At 59.2% G+C, this 16,241-nt stretch carries 11 protein-coding genes; 4 read left to right on the forward strand and 7 right to left on the reverse strand.

Going from position 1 to position 16,241, the window contains the following annotated elements:
• The first annotated feature begins 217 nt into the window (after positions 1-217).
• Complete coding sequence (locus tag ACR0CG_RS07300; RefSeq protein ID WP_480523766.1) at positions 218-1,507, forward strand: peptidoglycan-binding domain-containing protein; 1,290 nt, start codon at positions 218-220, stop codon at positions 1,505-1,507.
• A gap of 214 nt (positions 1,508-1,721) precedes the next feature.
• Positions 1,722-3,170, forward strand: coding sequence for a peptidoglycan-binding domain-containing protein (locus tag ACR0CG_RS07305; RefSeq protein WP_480523768.1), 1,449 nt, complete (start codon positions 1,722-1,724; stop codon positions 3,168-3,170).
• A gap of 74 nt (positions 3,171-3,244) precedes the next feature.
• Here the strand turns inward: ACR0CG_RS07305 and ACR0CG_RS07310 are convergent, their stop codons facing one another.
• From ACR0CG_RS07310 to ACR0CG_RS07340, 7 genes are read right to left on the reverse strand one after another with little or no spacing between them, the layout of a single operon-like run.
• Positions 3,245-6,619 carry a CHAT domain-containing tetratricopeptide repeat protein gene (locus ACR0CG_RS07310; RefSeq protein ID WP_480523769.1) on the reverse strand — a complete coding sequence of 1,125 codons (3,375 nt, stop codon included), beginning with the start codon at positions 6,617-6,619 and terminating at the stop codon, positions 3,245-3,247.
• On the reverse strand, positions 6,616-7,254 hold the full coding sequence (locus ACR0CG_RS07315; RefSeq protein WP_480523771.1) for a hypothetical protein: 639 nt from the start codon (positions 7,252-7,254) through the stop codon (positions 6,616-6,618). The genes ACR0CG_RS07310 and ACR0CG_RS07315 overlap by 4 nt, the downstream gene beginning before the upstream one ends.
• Entirely contained in the window at positions 7,244-9,355 is a 2,112-nt protein-coding gene (locus ACR0CG_RS07320; RefSeq protein WP_480523772.1) for a caspase family protein, read from the reverse strand. Before ACR0CG_RS07320 ends, ACR0CG_RS07315 begins: the two co-directional genes overlap by 11 nt.
• Positions 9,352-9,909, reverse strand: a complete 558-nt coding sequence (locus tag ACR0CG_RS07325) for a hypothetical protein (RefSeq protein WP_480523774.1) — start codon at positions 9,907-9,909, stop codon at positions 9,352-9,354. The genes ACR0CG_RS07320 and ACR0CG_RS07325 overlap by 4 nt, the downstream gene beginning before the upstream one ends.
• A gap of 3 nt (positions 9,910-9,912) precedes the next feature.
• Complete coding sequence (locus ACR0CG_RS07330; RefSeq protein WP_480523775.1) at positions 9,913-11,322, reverse strand: sensor histidine kinase; 1,410 nt, start codon at positions 11,320-11,322, stop codon at positions 9,913-9,915.
• A complete protein-coding gene (locus ACR0CG_RS07335) occupies positions 11,319-12,386 on the reverse strand; it encodes a response regulator transcription factor (protein ID WP_170615836.1) in 1,068 nt (355 codons plus the stop codon). Before ACR0CG_RS07335 ends, ACR0CG_RS07330 begins: the two co-directional genes overlap by 4 nt.
• A 55-nt stretch (positions 12,387-12,441) precedes the next feature.
• Positions 12,442-13,491 (reverse strand): patatin-like phospholipase family protein, encoded by a 1,050-nt coding sequence (locus ACR0CG_RS07340; protein WP_480523777.1) that lies wholly within the window; start codon positions 13,489-13,491, stop codon positions 12,442-12,444.
• Between the two features lie 228 nt (positions 13,492-13,719).
• On the opposite strand from ACR0CG_RS07340, the gene ACR0CG_RS07345 reads away from it, so the two are divergent.
• Together ACR0CG_RS07345 and ACR0CG_RS07350 are read left to right on the forward strand one after the other, a co-directional pair.
• A complete protein-coding gene (locus ACR0CG_RS07345) occupies positions 13,720-14,376 on the forward strand; it encodes a hypothetical protein (protein ID WP_480523779.1) in 657 nt (218 codons plus the stop codon).
• Entirely contained in the window at positions 14,376-16,238 is a 1,863-nt protein-coding gene (locus ACR0CG_RS07350) for a S1C family serine protease (protein WP_480523780.1), read from the forward strand. The genes ACR0CG_RS07345 and ACR0CG_RS07350 overlap by 1 nt, the downstream gene beginning before the upstream one ends.
• Positions 16,239-16,241 lie beyond the last annotated feature (3 nt).

Raw genomic sequence — 16,241 nt, forward strand, 5'->3', positions numbered from 1 at the left:
CCGGGCACGCTCCGTCCCTTGGTGCCCTAATGCATGTTTGCGCTATGGGTCAGTCTTGAGGCCAAAAAAACCGAAGACTAAAGCCAACTCCTTGAAAAGAAAACGCAAAACTCGAACTTCCCCCCGATCCTGAGCGATAACATTTTTTGTAACGGGCTATTTTGAACGGCACTGGCTAGCGTTGGTCCCAGATAGTTTTTTGCTTAGGGGGTCGACAATGGCACGCAGTATTTTCAAACACACGCTGGGCGGCGCATTGGCCGCATCCATGATGATGACAGCATCGGTTGAACGCGCAAACGCAGGCGCCAAGGAAGTGATCGGTACAGCGATGCTGTTATGTCTCGCCAATCCAAACATCTGCCCAAGAAACAAACCAAGACCTCCCGGCAGAAAGCCGGTCCCAACGCCCGTTCTAAGCGAGGAAGAACGTCAACAAAACCGCGACGTGCAGAACGCCTTGAACACATTCGGCTTTCCGGTCGGAAACGCTGACGGTGTATTGGGCCGCCGGAGCCGCGCAGCCATCCGCGACTATCAGTACTTCATGGGCGATCCCGCCAACGGACGCCTTTCCCAGTGGGAACGGGATACGTTGATCAACGCATGGCGCAAGTATCAGGCTGGCGCGGGCAACGCATATCCACGACTGATGGCCGCCGAAGGCCCAAGTGGCCTGCTGAAGGTTGAACGCAACCCCGGCTATGCCGGGCATTATGGCGACGGGCAGCAGCCGCAGCCATACCCATCGCCACAACCCAAAGACGGCCACATTGTCGCTCCGAACAAATCGTCCCCGCCACCCATCATCGGCGAACTGCCCAAACGCATAGGAACACCCGTCAAATCTGTGGCCGGGCGCTGCGAACTGGTGGATGCCACCTCGAAAATTCAGGGCGGACTGATCCACGCGGACAATGTGACCGATCACCATCAGGCGCTGAGTGAAAAACTGTGCGAGGCACGCGGGCTTGTCATTACTTTGGGACAGTCCTCGCAGTCCCATTTCGCAGTTTCCGAAACCGAAATGACGGAAATCTGCAATCACATCAAAGCCACATTCTCGGGCACAATCAGTGCTCTTCCCGGAACGCCGGTGCAGTCCACCCTGGACAGCGCGCGGAATGCGAATGCTACGCTTGGGCTGAATATGCCCCAGATTGCCCGGGACTATGGCGAGATCTGCACAGGAATGGGGTATCGCATGGACGACGCCGAGATGGCGCTGGCCGGTGCCCTTTCACTGACCGCATCCGGCCACGCTGCATATGGCGAACTGGTTGGCCACCACCTGCGAGAAGGTTTCGGCACCGCCGAAGCTCCGAAGGCGTCGGTCGAGTGGTACGCGAACGCGATGACGGCACTGGAAAATGGTGCGCCTGCCGTTTTCATGGCCAGCGCCACACAGGATCGCATCAGCGTAATCCGCAAGGCAATGCAAATCGCGGAAACGCAGGCTGCACTTCACGGTGTTCCCGTAAATGCCCGATGGTCGGCAGGTAATTGACGATTTATCGAGATACTGTTTCGACATTAAGGGTCATTACGCCTGAATTGTCGAAGTTTTAGGGCGCCATACCCACCCTCGGCGTCCTAAAATTATTTGTTTTCAATGCTCAATTGCATGGGTGCAAACAGGTGACATTTTTTGTAACATGCACTGAATCACATGTTTAAGTAAGAATAACGATATAGATTTTGGGTAAGGAGGTGACTTAAAGATGCCACGTCATATTTTAAATAAATCCGTCGGCGGCGCATTGCTGGTCTCCCTGATGATTACCACGGGCGTCAGCCGCGCAAGTGCAGATTTGGCAGATGTGATTATCGGCGGCGGTGCCGCTGTGATCCTTGGGTGCGCTACAGGCGCAATCAACTGCAACAAAAACAAAAAACGCAGCCAAACGACGACAACGCGCCGCTCGACGGTGAATTCTGCCCAGCGGCAGCAAAACCGTGAGGTTCAGAGCGCGCTCAACGGCTTCGGCTGGAACGCGGGAACGGTCGACGGCGTGATGGGAAACCGCAGCCGTGCTGCGATCCGTGACTATCAAGGTTACATGGGATACCCCCAGACCGGCCAGCTTTCGGATTGGGAACGTCAGAACCTGGTCAATGGATGGCGGCAGTATCAGTCAGGTGCCGGTGGCGCCTATCCACGCACGATGGCTGCCGAAGGCCCGCGCGGATTGCTGAACATCGGTCGTGACCCCAATTATGCCGCACGTTATGGCGACAATGCCGGGCCGAACTACGGTGCAAATACTCCCAATTATGGCACCAACAACAACGGCATTGTTGACCCGTGGGCCAACAACGGCACTCAGGCCGCAGCGGCGCAGCCCCTGAACCAGGTACCACGCCAGCAGGTCCCGCAGGCGGTCATTCCCGACCAGCCCCAGCAGGGTGGCGGTCAGGTTATCGGCAATGGCAGCACGGTGCCAAAGCTCAAGCCCCTGAAGCCGGTTGGTCAGCCCACTGTATCCGCCGCTGCGCGGTGTGAACTGGTTGATCAGACAACGCGCATTCAGGGCGGTGTGGTTCAAGCGTCGAACATGACAGATCCGAACCAGGCGCTCAGCGAAAAGTTCTGCGAAGCACGTGGGTTTGCCATTACGCAAGGTGGATCCCTCGCGTCGCAATACGCGGTTTCCGAAAACGAGATGACGGAGCTGTGCAGCCAGATTGCAGGCGGGTATTCCGACGTCATGTCCGGTCTGCCCTCAACGGATCAGGCACAGGTCATGCCGGCGGTTCAATCGACCGCCACCCAACTGGGCCTGAGCGATGCCGCAACAATGGGTGTCTATGGCCAGATCTGCTTGGGCATCGGTTATCGTCTGGATGATGCCGAGATGGCCCTGGCTGGCGCATTGACGATGATGGCTGCGGGTCAGGCTCCTTACGGAGAGCTGATTGGGCACCACCTGCGTGAAGGGTTCGGTGTACCTGCGACTCCCGCGGCAGCGGTTCCGTGGTATGTGAACGCGATGGACTCACTGGAAAGCGGTGCAACGCCTGTTTTCGTCCCCAGCACGACAACCGAACGGGTTCAGGTCATCCGTTCTGCACTGCAGGTACAGAACCAGCGTGCAGGAAACAACGGGCAAAGCTTGCCCAGGGTGGTTCCGGTTGCAAATACGCTGCCGCTGCTGACGCCCAAGGACTAAGCTACAACTGCCAGAAAAAGCAAATGGGCCGCCTGATCAGGTGGCCCGTTCTCTTTTGTGGCGCAGGTCATCTGTCAGCCTGCGCCAATCATCAGGAACGGGGCCCAGATCGACGGGTGGGAATTGGGCAGTTGGGTCTGATCGCGGCTCGTGTCGTCAAAAAGAGCTTGCATCGCCTGCCTCAGCGACTCGGCCTTGCTGGTCTGATTTTCCGAGGCGGTCACGGTGCGAGTAATCAGCGCCTCGGCGGCGCGATCATCTACGCGCCAATGCGAGACAAGCATATTGCGCGCGCCAGCCGAGAAAAAGCCCTGAACCAACCCCCCCAGACCTTCGCCGCCGATGGAATCTTCCCCTGCTGTGTCGCAGGCCGACAGAATGACCCAGTCAGCGCCAATATCGAGCTGCGCGGCCTCGGAGGCGGTCAACAGGCCATCGCCAGTGAAACTTCCTTGCGCCGGGGCAGTCGCGTCTGGCGTCAGCGCCAATGCGGGTTCGGCCAACCCTTCGAACGCGCCCGACAACAACCCATGCGTTGCAAAATGCAGAATTTGCGCCTGCGCCAGTTTGCCTTGGTTGTTGAGCGCAACGATTTCCGCTTCGCTTGCTGAGGAACCCAACCGAATGTCGCTGCGGGTCTCTCCGAACAACCCTGCCAGCGTTTCAACTTCGCGCCGGGTGCCCGGCAAACGCGGAAGCGCGCGTACTGCGGTTGCTCGTTGCGAGACCGATCCGCGCATAACGACGTCTGTCTGAGGCAAGGCCGCCAGTTCCGCCCCCTGAAACGCAGGGTCGCCAAATCCGACATATGCCAGCCTGGAGGCTGGTTGCTCGGGGACCCGGGGACGTTTTCGCAGGTTTTCAAGGGCCGCGACGGACGGCACAACCCGCAGCGCGCGCTCATGCCCCAACCAGCGGATTTCGCGCAGGTCCCCTGCGGTGCGACGGTCCTGCAAATGTCGGCCCGGGTCATCCACGATCAGGGCCGCGAAAGGTATGCTCAGCGTTTCACCGTAGGGGACCAACGTCCAGGTCGACTTGGAACCAATCAGATCAGCTATTTCCGGCGATCCGAAAAACGTCTTGTGCAGTCGTTCTGCGGCATCGAAAGCAAACGGGGCGGCATACCGCGTCGCTTCGGCGCCCGACGCGCCCTGCACGTTGGCAAGCGGCGCCCGCAATTGGGCCATCTGCTCTGGCGACTTCGGGTCAAGCGTACGCTGGAGATCAAGTATGTCCTGCACCAGAACGTTCCACTTCTGAGGCAATTCAACCATCGCCGCGCCGTCCCGGGTCACGGCAAGAACCAGCCCTTTGATCCCTTTCTTAAGCGCGCTCTGGGTTGTGGCTGTCAGGATCATGATCACAGCCTCATCCGGCGCGATTACCTCGCGCTGGATATGGCTCATCGTCAGCGGCGCAGGGATTTGCCATTCGAAGTATTCGGAAAACTGCGCCGACATCCGGGACCGCAGACGGTCCAGATCCGAATTCTGAACATCGTTCCCGACCCGCTGGGCCAAAGTCGCATTCTGCCATTGCGCCGCAAGTTGCACCAGATCGGGGTTTTGCGCCTTGTCCCGGATCGCCGCACGGGCCACAGCGACAGAGGCGGGGCCGTAACCCGCCAGTTGCATGGCCTCAAAGGCCATCTGAACATAGCGGTTCTTCTCCTGCTCACTGCCGGTTTCGGCAGCCTTGAGCGCTGATGAGGCGAACAACTCACCATACACCTGGCCAATCAGGTATACTTTTGCCCCGCCCGCTATCCCTTCCAGCCATTGAAACCCGCGCAGATAGTTCAACAGGTCGACTGTTCCATTTTGGAAGACGGCTGCCGCAGCAGAGAATTGCCCGCCTTTGAGCAGTGCCGACCCATGCGCGTCCACCAATCGGTAGTTGATGTCCAGATCGGGTATGGAACCCGTCCGCTGTTCTCCTTCCCGCTTTTCGATCTGGTTTCTTATGACTGCCAGCGCGGTTTCAATTTGTCCGGCTTCTTGCAGGAAAAAGGCATAGTTGAGTTCTGATGCATAAGCCTCAAGCCGCGTGCCTTGCGCCTCCTCTGCGGCGGCCAGTCGGCGCAGCATTTCCAGATCCGAGGCCGTGGGTGCCTTTCCCGCCTCTGTTCCATCCCAGAACGCAAGCTCCTCCTTGGGCCGGTCCAATGCGACGTTGGCCTGAATTTCCTTGTCCTTGGCCTGCAACCTGCGGGCCCGGACTTGCAGGGTTTCGCGGTGATCCGGTCCCAGTTCACGCGTCAGGATATCGATGGATCGGGCATATAGCGGCTTGGCCCCTTTGAAGTTCTGGCGGAAATTCACCAGGTGATCGGCCACTGCGAAGTAGACTTGGGCCTTTTGTCTTTCAGGGACCGCACCCGGGTCCGAGACGATCAGTTCAAGCGCCGCCATCATTTTGGCCTCATAACTCTCGAACTCGAGATTCGCCAAATCATGTCCGGCCAGCGCCAGCAGCGCAGCAAGACGCTGAGCAGGATCCTCGCTGGACAAGGCATCATCCGAAATTTGCCGGTTCAACTCGCGGGCTGCGAACTTCCGCCCCTCCGCGCGTTCGATATCCTCCAGCGTTCGGCGCGCCCATTGAATAATCTCGTGCCCCTGAGGCAGTTTGCCCTGCGCCGAGGCAAGAACGTCCTCAGTAACGGATCGCGCCTCATCCAGTCTGCCAACACGCTCCAGCGCAATTCCGTATCGCAGCCGCGCGTAAAGGTGGGACTCGCTGTCAACCGCGTTTAATCTTTTGCCCAGTTCAGACGCTTCACGTGTGGGTTCAAGCGCTGCTTCATAGGCTTCCATCGCGTTCAGGGTATTGGCCAAACCGTTCAATGCCACTTGCAGCTTGCGGCCTTCCGTGTCGTGTTCCCGCGCGATCCCGACCATGTTTTCAAACATTTGCCGGGCGCCATCCAGCTGGTTTGTATCCAGAAGAATTGCGCCAACCAGAATACCGGTATCCAATCCCGCAGCGCTGTTTAAGAAACCCAGTTGTTCAAGATCCCGCAGCAGCTCTGAGCTGACACTCAGCGCTTTTTCGTGGTGTCCGAGCAGTTGCAGAAGACTTCCGTATTCATAGCGGACATACAGCCCGTCTCGCTGAAGCCACAGACCCTCAATCCGGGCTGCGTCGACCGATTTGGTGTAGGCGCGCAATGCGTCTTCCCTGTCGCCGATGCCGAACAGGATTTCTCCTAGTATCCCATATTGCGCGACCCCGTTCCGCCCTTCGGTACGCAGGCCCCGGTCGATCATGGGTTCCATCTGCCTGACAAGTTCCCGGACCGTGGCATGATCCTGTGCAACGAAGGCCTGACCGGCTCTGTTTTGCAGCGCTTCCAATTCGGCAGAGTTCTGGTTCTGGGCGACGACCGGCAGGGCCAGAGCCAGCAAAAGCGCGAAGACAGCGCCGGGCAGGCGGATGCCAGTCAACCCGGCGCCTCGCAATCCTGATGGGGCGACTGTGGAACAAACAACGCGACGCGCCCCTGACTGCCGCCGGCATTCGTGATCCGCAACGTCGCGTTGACGCAACTGTCGATCCAGACATCCACCAGCGCCGCAATCCCTTCGATGCCGGTCTGCGGGCTGATGTCTGCGGCGATGCTGGTTCCGTCCGAGCCCACGAGTTCAACGTCGATATCAGCCCCACCTGACCCGCGCCACAAGCGAGCCTCGATCCACGTTACTTCCGAGCCGACAAGAAAAACGTCCGTTTCATGAGTTTGTCCGGGCGCAAGCGACAGGTCCAGACGGGCGGCGCCACCAAGCTGACCCCGGGATCCGGTTTCGAGAACCGCGTCCATCAAATCCGCTCCTCCGGGCATGTCACGCAGCGCGTCGGCCAAAGGCAAGACCGAGAACGGATCCTCCGGGTCCAGAGTGCCGCCTTCCTCAAGCAACACAGCCAGACTGCTGGCAAGGGCCTGCGGTTCGTTTGCCTCAACGGCCCATTCTGCCACAACCAGGGCGCTTTTGCGCAGGTCGGCCGCCACGGCCGATCCACCCTGACCAAGGAACATCAGGCTCAGAACAGCCAGAACCGCAATGTTGACTTTACTGCGCACCGCGTTCGGCCCCCACCTCTGCAACGGTTTTCAGCGGAATAATAACGGCACCGCTTTGCTTGATAACAGTTTCACCGACGGAACGGGTTTTGGCCAGCCCGAATCCGGCTTCGGTCAAAAGCGAGGATAACGAGTTGGCAGGCACAGACCGTGTTGCGGGCGGCGCGCGTTCGTCTTGTAAATAACGAAAATCGACCGGGTCCGACCCGGGCATGCCGCGTTCGGCCAAGAGCAAAACACGCATCTGACCAGTAGCCAGCACTGCCCCATCCGGCCCACGCGTGGCTTCGGTATAGCGCAGGGCATCGGTCTCTCCTGCCCCTATGCGCCAGCCGCCTTTTTCGGCATCCCTGTATCCCGACAGGAAATACACCTGATTGTCCGGCGCGACATAAAGGGGCGTCAGATCAACCGGCCACGGATTGCGATTGTGAACGGAGACCAACACTGTGTCACAGTGGCCAACCTGCAGGATGCCCTGGGGTACGAACTGAGGCTCAACCTGAACCGCCAAAGCCTCCTGACATACAAATTCTTCGTCTGCTTCACCGGGGATGCGACGGGCACTGGCGGTGATCCCTTGCGACAAGGGGCTGGTCTGCAATGTCGCCGCAACCGAGGTCAGCGCGCGCGACTTTGCGGCCCGCTGCAACATCTGCTCCAGCAGAGGCAATTGGGTCGCGTCAAACGGAACAGACAACGCATCGCGCGCACCGTCGGGAACGGGGTGCAGCACCAACCGGTCCTTATCGGCTACGATTTGAATGTCCGGATCGTTCTGATCAAGGCGCAACCGTGGCTGCAGGTCCGAGATCATCTGAGCAATCCGCTCCTCAAATTGCGAGTCAGCAGATTGCAGCGACAGCCCCACTGCCAGCGAAAGATCTGTCGGGCGCGAAGAAACCTTTGCGGCCAGGCGGGGCGCGCGGTGCTGAAGCCAGCGCATTCGGAACTGTTCGAGTTCCAGACCCTCGGCTTTGATCTTCTCATCAAGTGTGGCGCGGGTGGTTTCTGGAAGCGGGGCGGTGGCTTGGGTCAGCGTCACTTCCGTTGGCGACACATCGAACAGTAGGGCGCCATCGCTGTCCTCGACTGAAAACACCGTATCTGTCGTAACGCCATCGATGACACCAGCCTCGACAACAACGAGGTCCGAAATGGAGACGGCAAACCGGTCCGACACTCCGGTACCCTCAGAAAACATGGGCTTTGTACCCAAAGCCCCCTCAAACCGCGGATCTGCACGCCCCCAGCCAATATCCCAGAGCGTCGCGGAAACCTGTCTGGCCAGTTCTGAATATGTGGGGGCTTCGGCACTTCGCAACGCACTGGCCAGCGCCCATGTCATCAGACCATGAACCGTTGGCGAACCCGGCGGTTTCAACTCGTAGGCCAATGATCCGGCCTCGGCCGCATAGAATCCTGTAAAGTGACCGGGTGCGAGGGTACTGGCTTTCGACAGGTCCACCAGTGGTTCGGCAACCGGGCTGACTGTCGTGTCGGGCCTCAGATCGACTAAGCGCGCAACGGCTGTCTCACCCCGCCGAAAGCTGCCGGAATGACAGGTATCCGCAATCAGCCACACATTCGCCCCGGCGGCGATCATCCGGTCTATTCTGGCCCCAATCTCATCATCCCGAACAACATTGACCGGCGCGCCATCGACATCAAAGGCAAAATCCGAGGGCAAGAATACCTCATCCAGCCCGTCCACCTCGGATGCGTCCGAACCGGACGCAATCTGCGCACCGTGGCCCGCCATGTAGATCGCTATCTTGTCGCCCGCCTGCGCCTCTGCCGCCAACCGATCCAGCGCGGCCAGAATATTGGCGCGTGTTGGAGCGCCTATTGAAACACCTTCGGTTTCAATCAGTTCCGGAGAATCCGACAGCACTGAAATCTTTTCTATTGGAACACCCTTGCCAGCAAAAACCTGCGTCATCAGCGCCACGTCCGGGCCCGGTCCGGTCAGGGCCCCACCCAGACGGGCCAGATCAGCAGTGTAATTCATCACGCCAATCAACAGTGCTTTGCGATCAGGCCCAGCTGCGGAGGCACCTGCCGACAGAAGGCAGGCTACTATCAGAAAAACGCGGATCATGGCTCTACAGGCCGGGTCTCAATAACGACCCAGTTAGGACCACCCGGCACGTGATTGATTTGTAGCTGACCTTGCAGGTCTGCAGGCACACAGTCCCAGTTCTGCGCCTCACGTCGGCAGGACGCCCCCGACGGACCAAACACTTGCCGCGCTGACACGCCTTTGGCGGATGCAAAAGATGCAACACCCTGCCCCTGTGGCGGTTCGAACCGGCTGCCGCCTGGGACAATCCAAACCGTGTTTCGCAAAGATTCAGGCGAGGTTTTGCTAATCAAACGATCAAACCGCTCACCAAGCTCTTTGTCCCCTCGCATCAAAAACCGCGCCTCGGCCTGATAGCGGTTTTGCAGTTGCGTTGCGGTTTCGCCTTTGGGGGCGTGTGCGGAAACAATCTCGAGCGCGGCTAGCAACAGCGGCGCGTTTTCAGTTGATACGGCCCAGTCGGCAAGAACCAGACCGGCAGAGACCCGGGCTGCCGCACTGTCTGGTTGTGCCTGCATTCCCGTTGGCAGGACGATCACAAGAAAGACTGAAAGCACTTTTGCCTTCATCATGGCCTACCCTCCCCCGCCCGATGCCGCGCCGGATACCGATGCAACGACCCGCCCGCCGTCTGCATCTTCCACCAGGCTGGCCGAAAAACCATGTTTCTGCACAATCGCCTTCACCAACCCCAGACCCAACCCATACCCGGTAATACCGGAATGCTCGGCACCTTGCGCGAAACGCTCGAACGCGTGTTCGGTAAAGCCTTGCGACAAGGCCCCGGCATTGGAAATTTTCAGGTCGAACCGTGTCGCATCCCCGGTCAACTCGACCCGGATTTCGCTGTTTGCGGCAGCGTATTTTGCGGCGTTGGACAAGAGGTTCGACAGCATGAGTTCCAGAAGATGCGAGTTGCCGGTGACACGTAGCGACTTGTCTATGTGCTGAACCAGACTTCGCCCGTTTACCTGCAGGTCTTCTTCGAAATCGTAAACAAGGTCTTCCAGCAAATCCCCCAGCGGGACGTCTGGTTCCAGCCGGGTATCTGCATCGGCCTGAAGCCGGAACAATTGCATGATGGATTGCAGGCGGGCGTCAGCGGCATCTATTCCCATGTCGATACGCTGTGCGTGAATCTGCCTGTCCTGCGCGTTTTGTGCATTCAGCAGCTTCCGCATGCCGCTGCGAATATTCTGAAGCGGTGTCCGCAACTCATGCGCCAGATGGGCGGACAGGGCACGCAAATCAGCGAACAGCCCGTCAATCTTGGGCAGCGCTTCGTTCAACTGGCGACCCAGCTCGCGCAATTCCGGCGCGGGCGTTTCATCTTCAAACCGAATGCCGGTCTCGCCCGAAGAATACCGCTCAAGCAACCGGTTCACCCGTTGCAGACTGCGTCGGTACCGTTGCCAATGCGCGATCTGCAACAGGATCATCAAACCGCACACGACAAGTGAGACACCGGCAATGGCAAGCGCCAGCCAACGTGCGCGTTGGGTTTCGAAACTGGGCGATTCAATTCCAAAGACAAGCGCCACATCCCCAACGGGCAGCGCCCAGTCCTGTGAGGCCGCAGCAACATCAACCGATCTGGTTTCAAAATCGGCCCCATCCAGCGACGCATGTCCCTGCCCGTGCTCAAGGGCGCTGGCTGCGCCCGGTGTTGTTTCCAGCAGAACGCGCCTGCGATCTCCGCTGATCTGCCAGATCGCCAGTTCCAGCCGGTCGGTGCCCGGCAGAACTATGTTGCGTGACCGATCGAACGCGGTGGCCAGCCCACTTACGCCACTGTCTTCGAGAATACGCAGCATCTGCGCTTCGACGCTTTTTAGGGTCTGCCGGTCCGCCCTGTCTGCCGCCGAGAATACGGACAGACAGAAAATTGCCGCCAATGTCAGGAAAACACCAAGCGCCGCGTAAAACAGCCCTTGTCCCGTTACCATGCGGGACAGTTTCGGGTTTTCTCCGATCAGGTGGATCACTGATCCGGGCTTTCATCAGCGGGAATGCGCAGCAATGCTTCGGACCGGAAAACATAGGCATCCCCATCGGTTTCCAGGAATTCCGGGTACGTCTCGCCGCGCGAATCCAGAGCGGACTTGAAATCGCGCACCAGCCGGTGCCGGGCCGCCGTCACCGGGTTCGAGCCGACATCCATGAACGTCTTTTGCCAAACGTCCAGATAGATCATCCGCTTGGGGATCGGCAGGCCGTCGCGCTCGGCCAGGTAGATCAGCATTTCGCATTCTTTCGGCCGCAGTTCGACACGCGCGCCGCGCCACCGGACGATCCTGTCCTTGCGGCTGATCTCAAGCGGGCCAAACACCATCGTTTCTTCCGAAACCAAGGGACGCAAAAGCACCTGAACGCGCGCGCGCAACTCGCCCTCGTGAACCGGTTTGCAGATGTAGTCATCTGCCCGCGCGGTCTCGAGCCCGCGGATACGTTCCTCGATGGAATCCAGTGCGGTGAACAACAGGGCCGGAATTCGGATGCCGAGGTCACGCAAACGCGAGATGAAGGTCAGCCCGTCCCCATCCGGCAGGCCGCGGTCCACGACCAGCGCGTCAACCGGTCCGGCTTCGAACCTGTTCTGCGCATCCTTCAGGGTGCGTACACGCATGGCGTCCATACCGGCCTCGCGCAGGACATCCACCGCCCAGTCTCCGATTTCCTCTTCATCTTCCACAATCAGTACGCGCGGAGGCTGCGCCTGATGCCGAAGCGCCTGCACCCGTGTCAGGAACTCATCATCCGCCCCGGTGGCCGACATGACGTCGTCCGCGCCAAGCGCGATCAGCTCGTCCCGGCGATTGCGAAAACTGACCCCGTGGGACAGAGAAAAAAGAACCAGAACCCGTGCCGCGTTCTGTGCAACCTGTGTCAGACGCTCATTCGCCTGGTCATCCGTCAGGGTTTCAACGTCCAGAACAGTGACTGTCGCACCCTCGTCGCCGATGATCAGCTTTTGCGCATCCAGAATGGCAATGCGTGAAGCTTTCTTTTCCGGAACACCGTCCAAATATGAAACATCTACAGTATTCATGATGTACTATCCGTTTTCTCCGATTGGGGACGATATGATTTGAACTGTCAATTCCCTAGGCCGCCTGCAGGTTTCCAACCAACGGCAGAGGCTCAACAATCGTTGCTTCGGCCAACAGTTGCGCTGCTTCAAATAGCCTTTCCTTCCCCGAAAAATCCGCGATTTTACGCATGTTACGCAGTTCACCGGGCTCAAGTTCAAAACCAAGCGCATCGAAGGTGTCGCGGGTCAGGCTCATGTCGTAATGGGTGTGCTGCAATCCCGAACCTAACATGTCTGCCATATCACGCATCAGCTCCCGAGACAGCGCCTCACCATCCTTGATCAGGCCGAAGAGGCCACGGAAGGCCCTGAAGACTGACACTTTGTCTGTCAGGGAATTGCCCGAATAAACAGGGCGCGAACTGCCCGTACCCAGCGAGGTCAGCGCAATGCGCTGCACACCACGAGCCCGGGTCAGACGGGTCAGCAGGTAAGACGGATCATTGAACAGGCTAAAGCCGCCATCCACCAGACGGGTCTCGCCCACGCCGCGCAATGTCATGGACACCGGCGAGAACAGACCGGGGGCTGCAGTGCTGGCGCGCAAGAGGTCGGACAGAGGCAGTTTTTCGCATCGGATTTCGGCGGACAATACGCGGTCCACACCGTAGTCAATCGTTGTAAACGCGATCGAATTCCCGCGCTGCAGGTCTTTGGCCAGCAATGTCAGGTCGCATTCCAGATCGTTGCGGTCCAGCAGCCGCCCCTGCGTGCGCTGTTCGAAGAAGCTGTGCAGCAGATCGCCGTCGAAGATGTCCTGCAAGAGCGGTACAGCCCGCTTGCGCCGTTTGAAACCGCGCGGCACATCCTGCAAATAAAAATCCGCGATATCCTGAGCGGAAAGGCCCAGCGCGATGCCGGCGGCAATCACTGCCCCAGTCGAGGATCCGGACACGGAATCGAAGCTGTCGGACAGGCGATAATGGGGGCCATATTTCTCTTTCCCCAGGGCCTCGATACGCAGCAACATGGCAGCCGGGATAACGCCCAGCAAACCGCCTCCGGAAACGGACAACAGTGAACTTTCGGTAACTGGTCCTGCTGTGTTTTCAAAGTCAAACATCTCGAACTCTCCGGACGATTTTACCATTGCCTAAAATGGTAGGCTCTGCGGTTAGAAGTTTGAAATGACAGCTTTTGTAAGCGCGGCTGTGTGACAAGTTCTGTAACTGGTCAAATTCTGAGATTTGCGTTGACCATGAGTTATGAGTCACGTTTACTTATCTTCAATTTGTAGGGGGCTATTTTTCTTTTGTTTCGGGCTGTGTTGGCATTTTTGACGACTGGTGTGTTGATCGCGATTGTTGCCTGGTCTGCCGCTGCGCTTGTTCCTGCATGCGGCGCAAATGATCGGGTCGCAGGAACCTGGTTGGATTGGTGCCCGGTCAACAAGGCCGAGCAGGCTGAACAGAGGCTGGCGGCACTCGAACGACAAAACCAGGAACTGGTCGATCGCATTTTGCGGCACGAACGCGAGCTTGCATTGTTGCAGTGTGAGCCCAAGGCACCGCAACAGGCCACGCTGCCCGATTTGGCCCCCATACCCGACAAGATCGACCCTCAGGACTGGGACAATCAGCGTATCGGATTGCTGGAAGGGTGCTGGGAACTGGATTCCCGGTTTGTGACCACCAACAGACGGACCGGCGTGAAGACTGATTACAACCAGTGGACCATGTGTTTCGACGCCAGTGGCAATGGGCGCGAAGAAATGCGTGCCGATAACGGCAACAGCTGCGCCGGACCGGTGACCGGCGCGTTCGCAGCTGATGGATCGCTGATTATCGACGAACCCGGCAACCTGCAATGCAGCGACGGCGGATACATCTACCGCCTGAGCAGCAGCTGTAAACTGAATGAATCCGGCACGGCCAGCTGTGTCGTGACGCAACCAGAAGTCGGCAGTTCGACAACCGTCGAATTCCGCCGACCCGCAAGGGGCAACTGATGGCTGAACACTTTCTGACCAAGACGCAAATCGATTTGGGCCAGTGCCTTGAGGCTGGAGACGAGCTTGCGATTGAGGCCTATCCGGCTCTGCTGGACGCGCTCACCGCGCATGGGGGTGAGGAAACGGCGCATCTATTTGCCGAACCGCTGCTCAGCCGGGGAAACGATCAGGTGGCTCCGTCGGTGTCGTGGTATACCGACATCAAGGGAAATGCGACGCCGTTCAATCGTCTGGATGACGCCGCGCAGAACGCGCTGGGGCAGGAGCTGACCCGCAGGCTGGCGCCACTTCAGGCCGCCTTGGGCAACGAGCAGACCGGAAGCCTGATTGGCAGCGCCCTTCATATCCCTGACATGAACGATGTCTGGTCCGTGGACGGAACACCGGTCATCATCAACTGGGGCATGTTGCCCGCCGGAGCCAGCCGCCAGACCGAGACCCGCGCGAAACACTATGCGCAAACTCTGGGGCGTTTTCTTCCCCTGCCTTCTGCACCGCCTTTGTCGTCAGGCGAAGCGCAGGAACTGGCCGCGCAGAAACAGGCTGCTGCCCCGGCGCCCCCGGCACCAGCCGCGGCGGCAACGGCAGCAGCAGCCACGGCGGCTCCGGTCGCAGCAGCAGCCGCAACGGCCGATCCAACACCGCCGCCTCCGCCTTCTCAGGCACCGGCAACACCGCAGCGGGTGCCGCTTTGGGCCTGGCTGCCGTTGCTGTTGCTGCTTCTGCTGGCCGGCGGCGCCCTGATCTGGCTGCTGATCCCCGGAAATCGCATTTTCCCGGACCTTGCCAAAGACCGCGCGGTCACTGACGAGGCGGCACTTGCGGCGGTTCTTAGCACCAACAAATCGCTGGAACAGCGTCTGGCAGACCTGCAGTTTGCGCTGGATGGCGCGGTTTGCGAAGCGGATGGCACCTTGCTGATGCCCAACGGTCGCACGATCGAAGGGTTGCTGCCGCCCGATCCGAATGACCGCGCCGACATACCCGGCGCAGTGCGCCCCGCTGACAGAACCTCTATTCTTCCCCCCAATCCGGAGCGCGTGAAAATTCAGGATTCCGATAACCCCAAGGACACCAAATCGTTGCTTGCCTATATCGAGGAGCGGACTGCCATGGTCCTCGCCCCGTCGCCCGAAGGGTTGGGCAGCGGGACAGGTTTCTTTGTGGGCCCGGACCTTCTGGTCACCAATCACCACGTTATCGCGTCGCCGGGTGCGACGATTTATGTAACCAACAATGCGCTCGGTTCATTGAGAGAAGCGCAGGTTCTCAAGACATTTGGCCCGTTCCAGTCCACGGGTGGCGATTTTGCGCTGCTGCGTGTTCAAGGCGCACAACAGCCTTCGTTCAACGTGCTGGATTCCGCGGAATCGCTGCGCCTGCAATCCGTTATCGCCGCGGGCTACCCGGGTGATCTGCTGCAAAGTGACGCGAATTTCCAACAACTCCGGTCCGGTGACAGAACCGCCGTTCCGGAATTGGCAGTCACAGACGGCACTATATCGGCCGAACAGACACTGCCACCGCAAACCAAAGTGGTTGTGCATTCAGCGCCGATATCGAAAGGCAATTCGGGCGGTCCGCTGGTTGATATGTGCGGCCGGTTGGTTGGCGTGAATACCTTTGTCAAAGTCGGCCCGATGCGCAGCCTGAATTTCGCGCTGTCCACCGGCGACCTGATGCGTTTTCTTGCCGACACAGGCGCGCTTCCCGCCGTTGTGACACAAACCTGCGCCCCGCAGGTTCAGCGCCCGCTGCCGCCGGAAACCGCACAGGCGTCGGGGGCGGCACCTGAAAGCCCCGCCCCGGAAACCAACGCGCTTCCGAAACTGCCGGCGCTGACGCCCAAATCCGAGTGAGCC

This window comes from Ruegeria sp. AB8 (assembly GCF_056542605.1).

Bases quoted from the DNA above. Each gene is read 5' to 3' on its own strand.
- ACR0CG_RS07300 (WP_480523766.1), top strand. From the start codon at position 218: ATGGCACGCAGTATTTTCAAACACACGCTGGGCGGCGCATTGGCCGCA.
- ACR0CG_RS07305 (WP_480523768.1), top strand. From the start codon at position 1,722: ATGCCACGTCATATTTTAAATAAATCCGTCGGCGGCGCATTGCTGGTC.
- ACR0CG_RS07320 (WP_480523772.1), bottom strand. From the start codon at position 9,355: ATGATCCGCGTTTTTCTGATAGTAGCCTGCCTTCTGTCGGCAGGTGCC.
- ACR0CG_RS07325 (WP_480523774.1), bottom strand. From the start codon at position 9,909: ATGATGAAGGCAAAAGTGCTTTCAGTCTTTCTTGTGATCGTCCTGCCA.
- ACR0CG_RS07335 (WP_170615836.1), bottom strand. From the start codon at position 12,386: ATGAATACTGTAGATGTTTCATATTTGGACGGTGTTCCGGAAAAGAAA.
- ACR0CG_RS07340 (WP_480523777.1), bottom strand. From the start codon at position 13,491: ATGTTTGACTTTGAAAACACAGCAGGACCAGTTACCGAAAGTTCACTG.
- ACR0CG_RS07350 (WP_480523780.1), top strand. From the start codon at position 14,376: ATGGCTGAACACTTTCTGACCAAGACGCAAATCGATTTGGGCCAGTGC.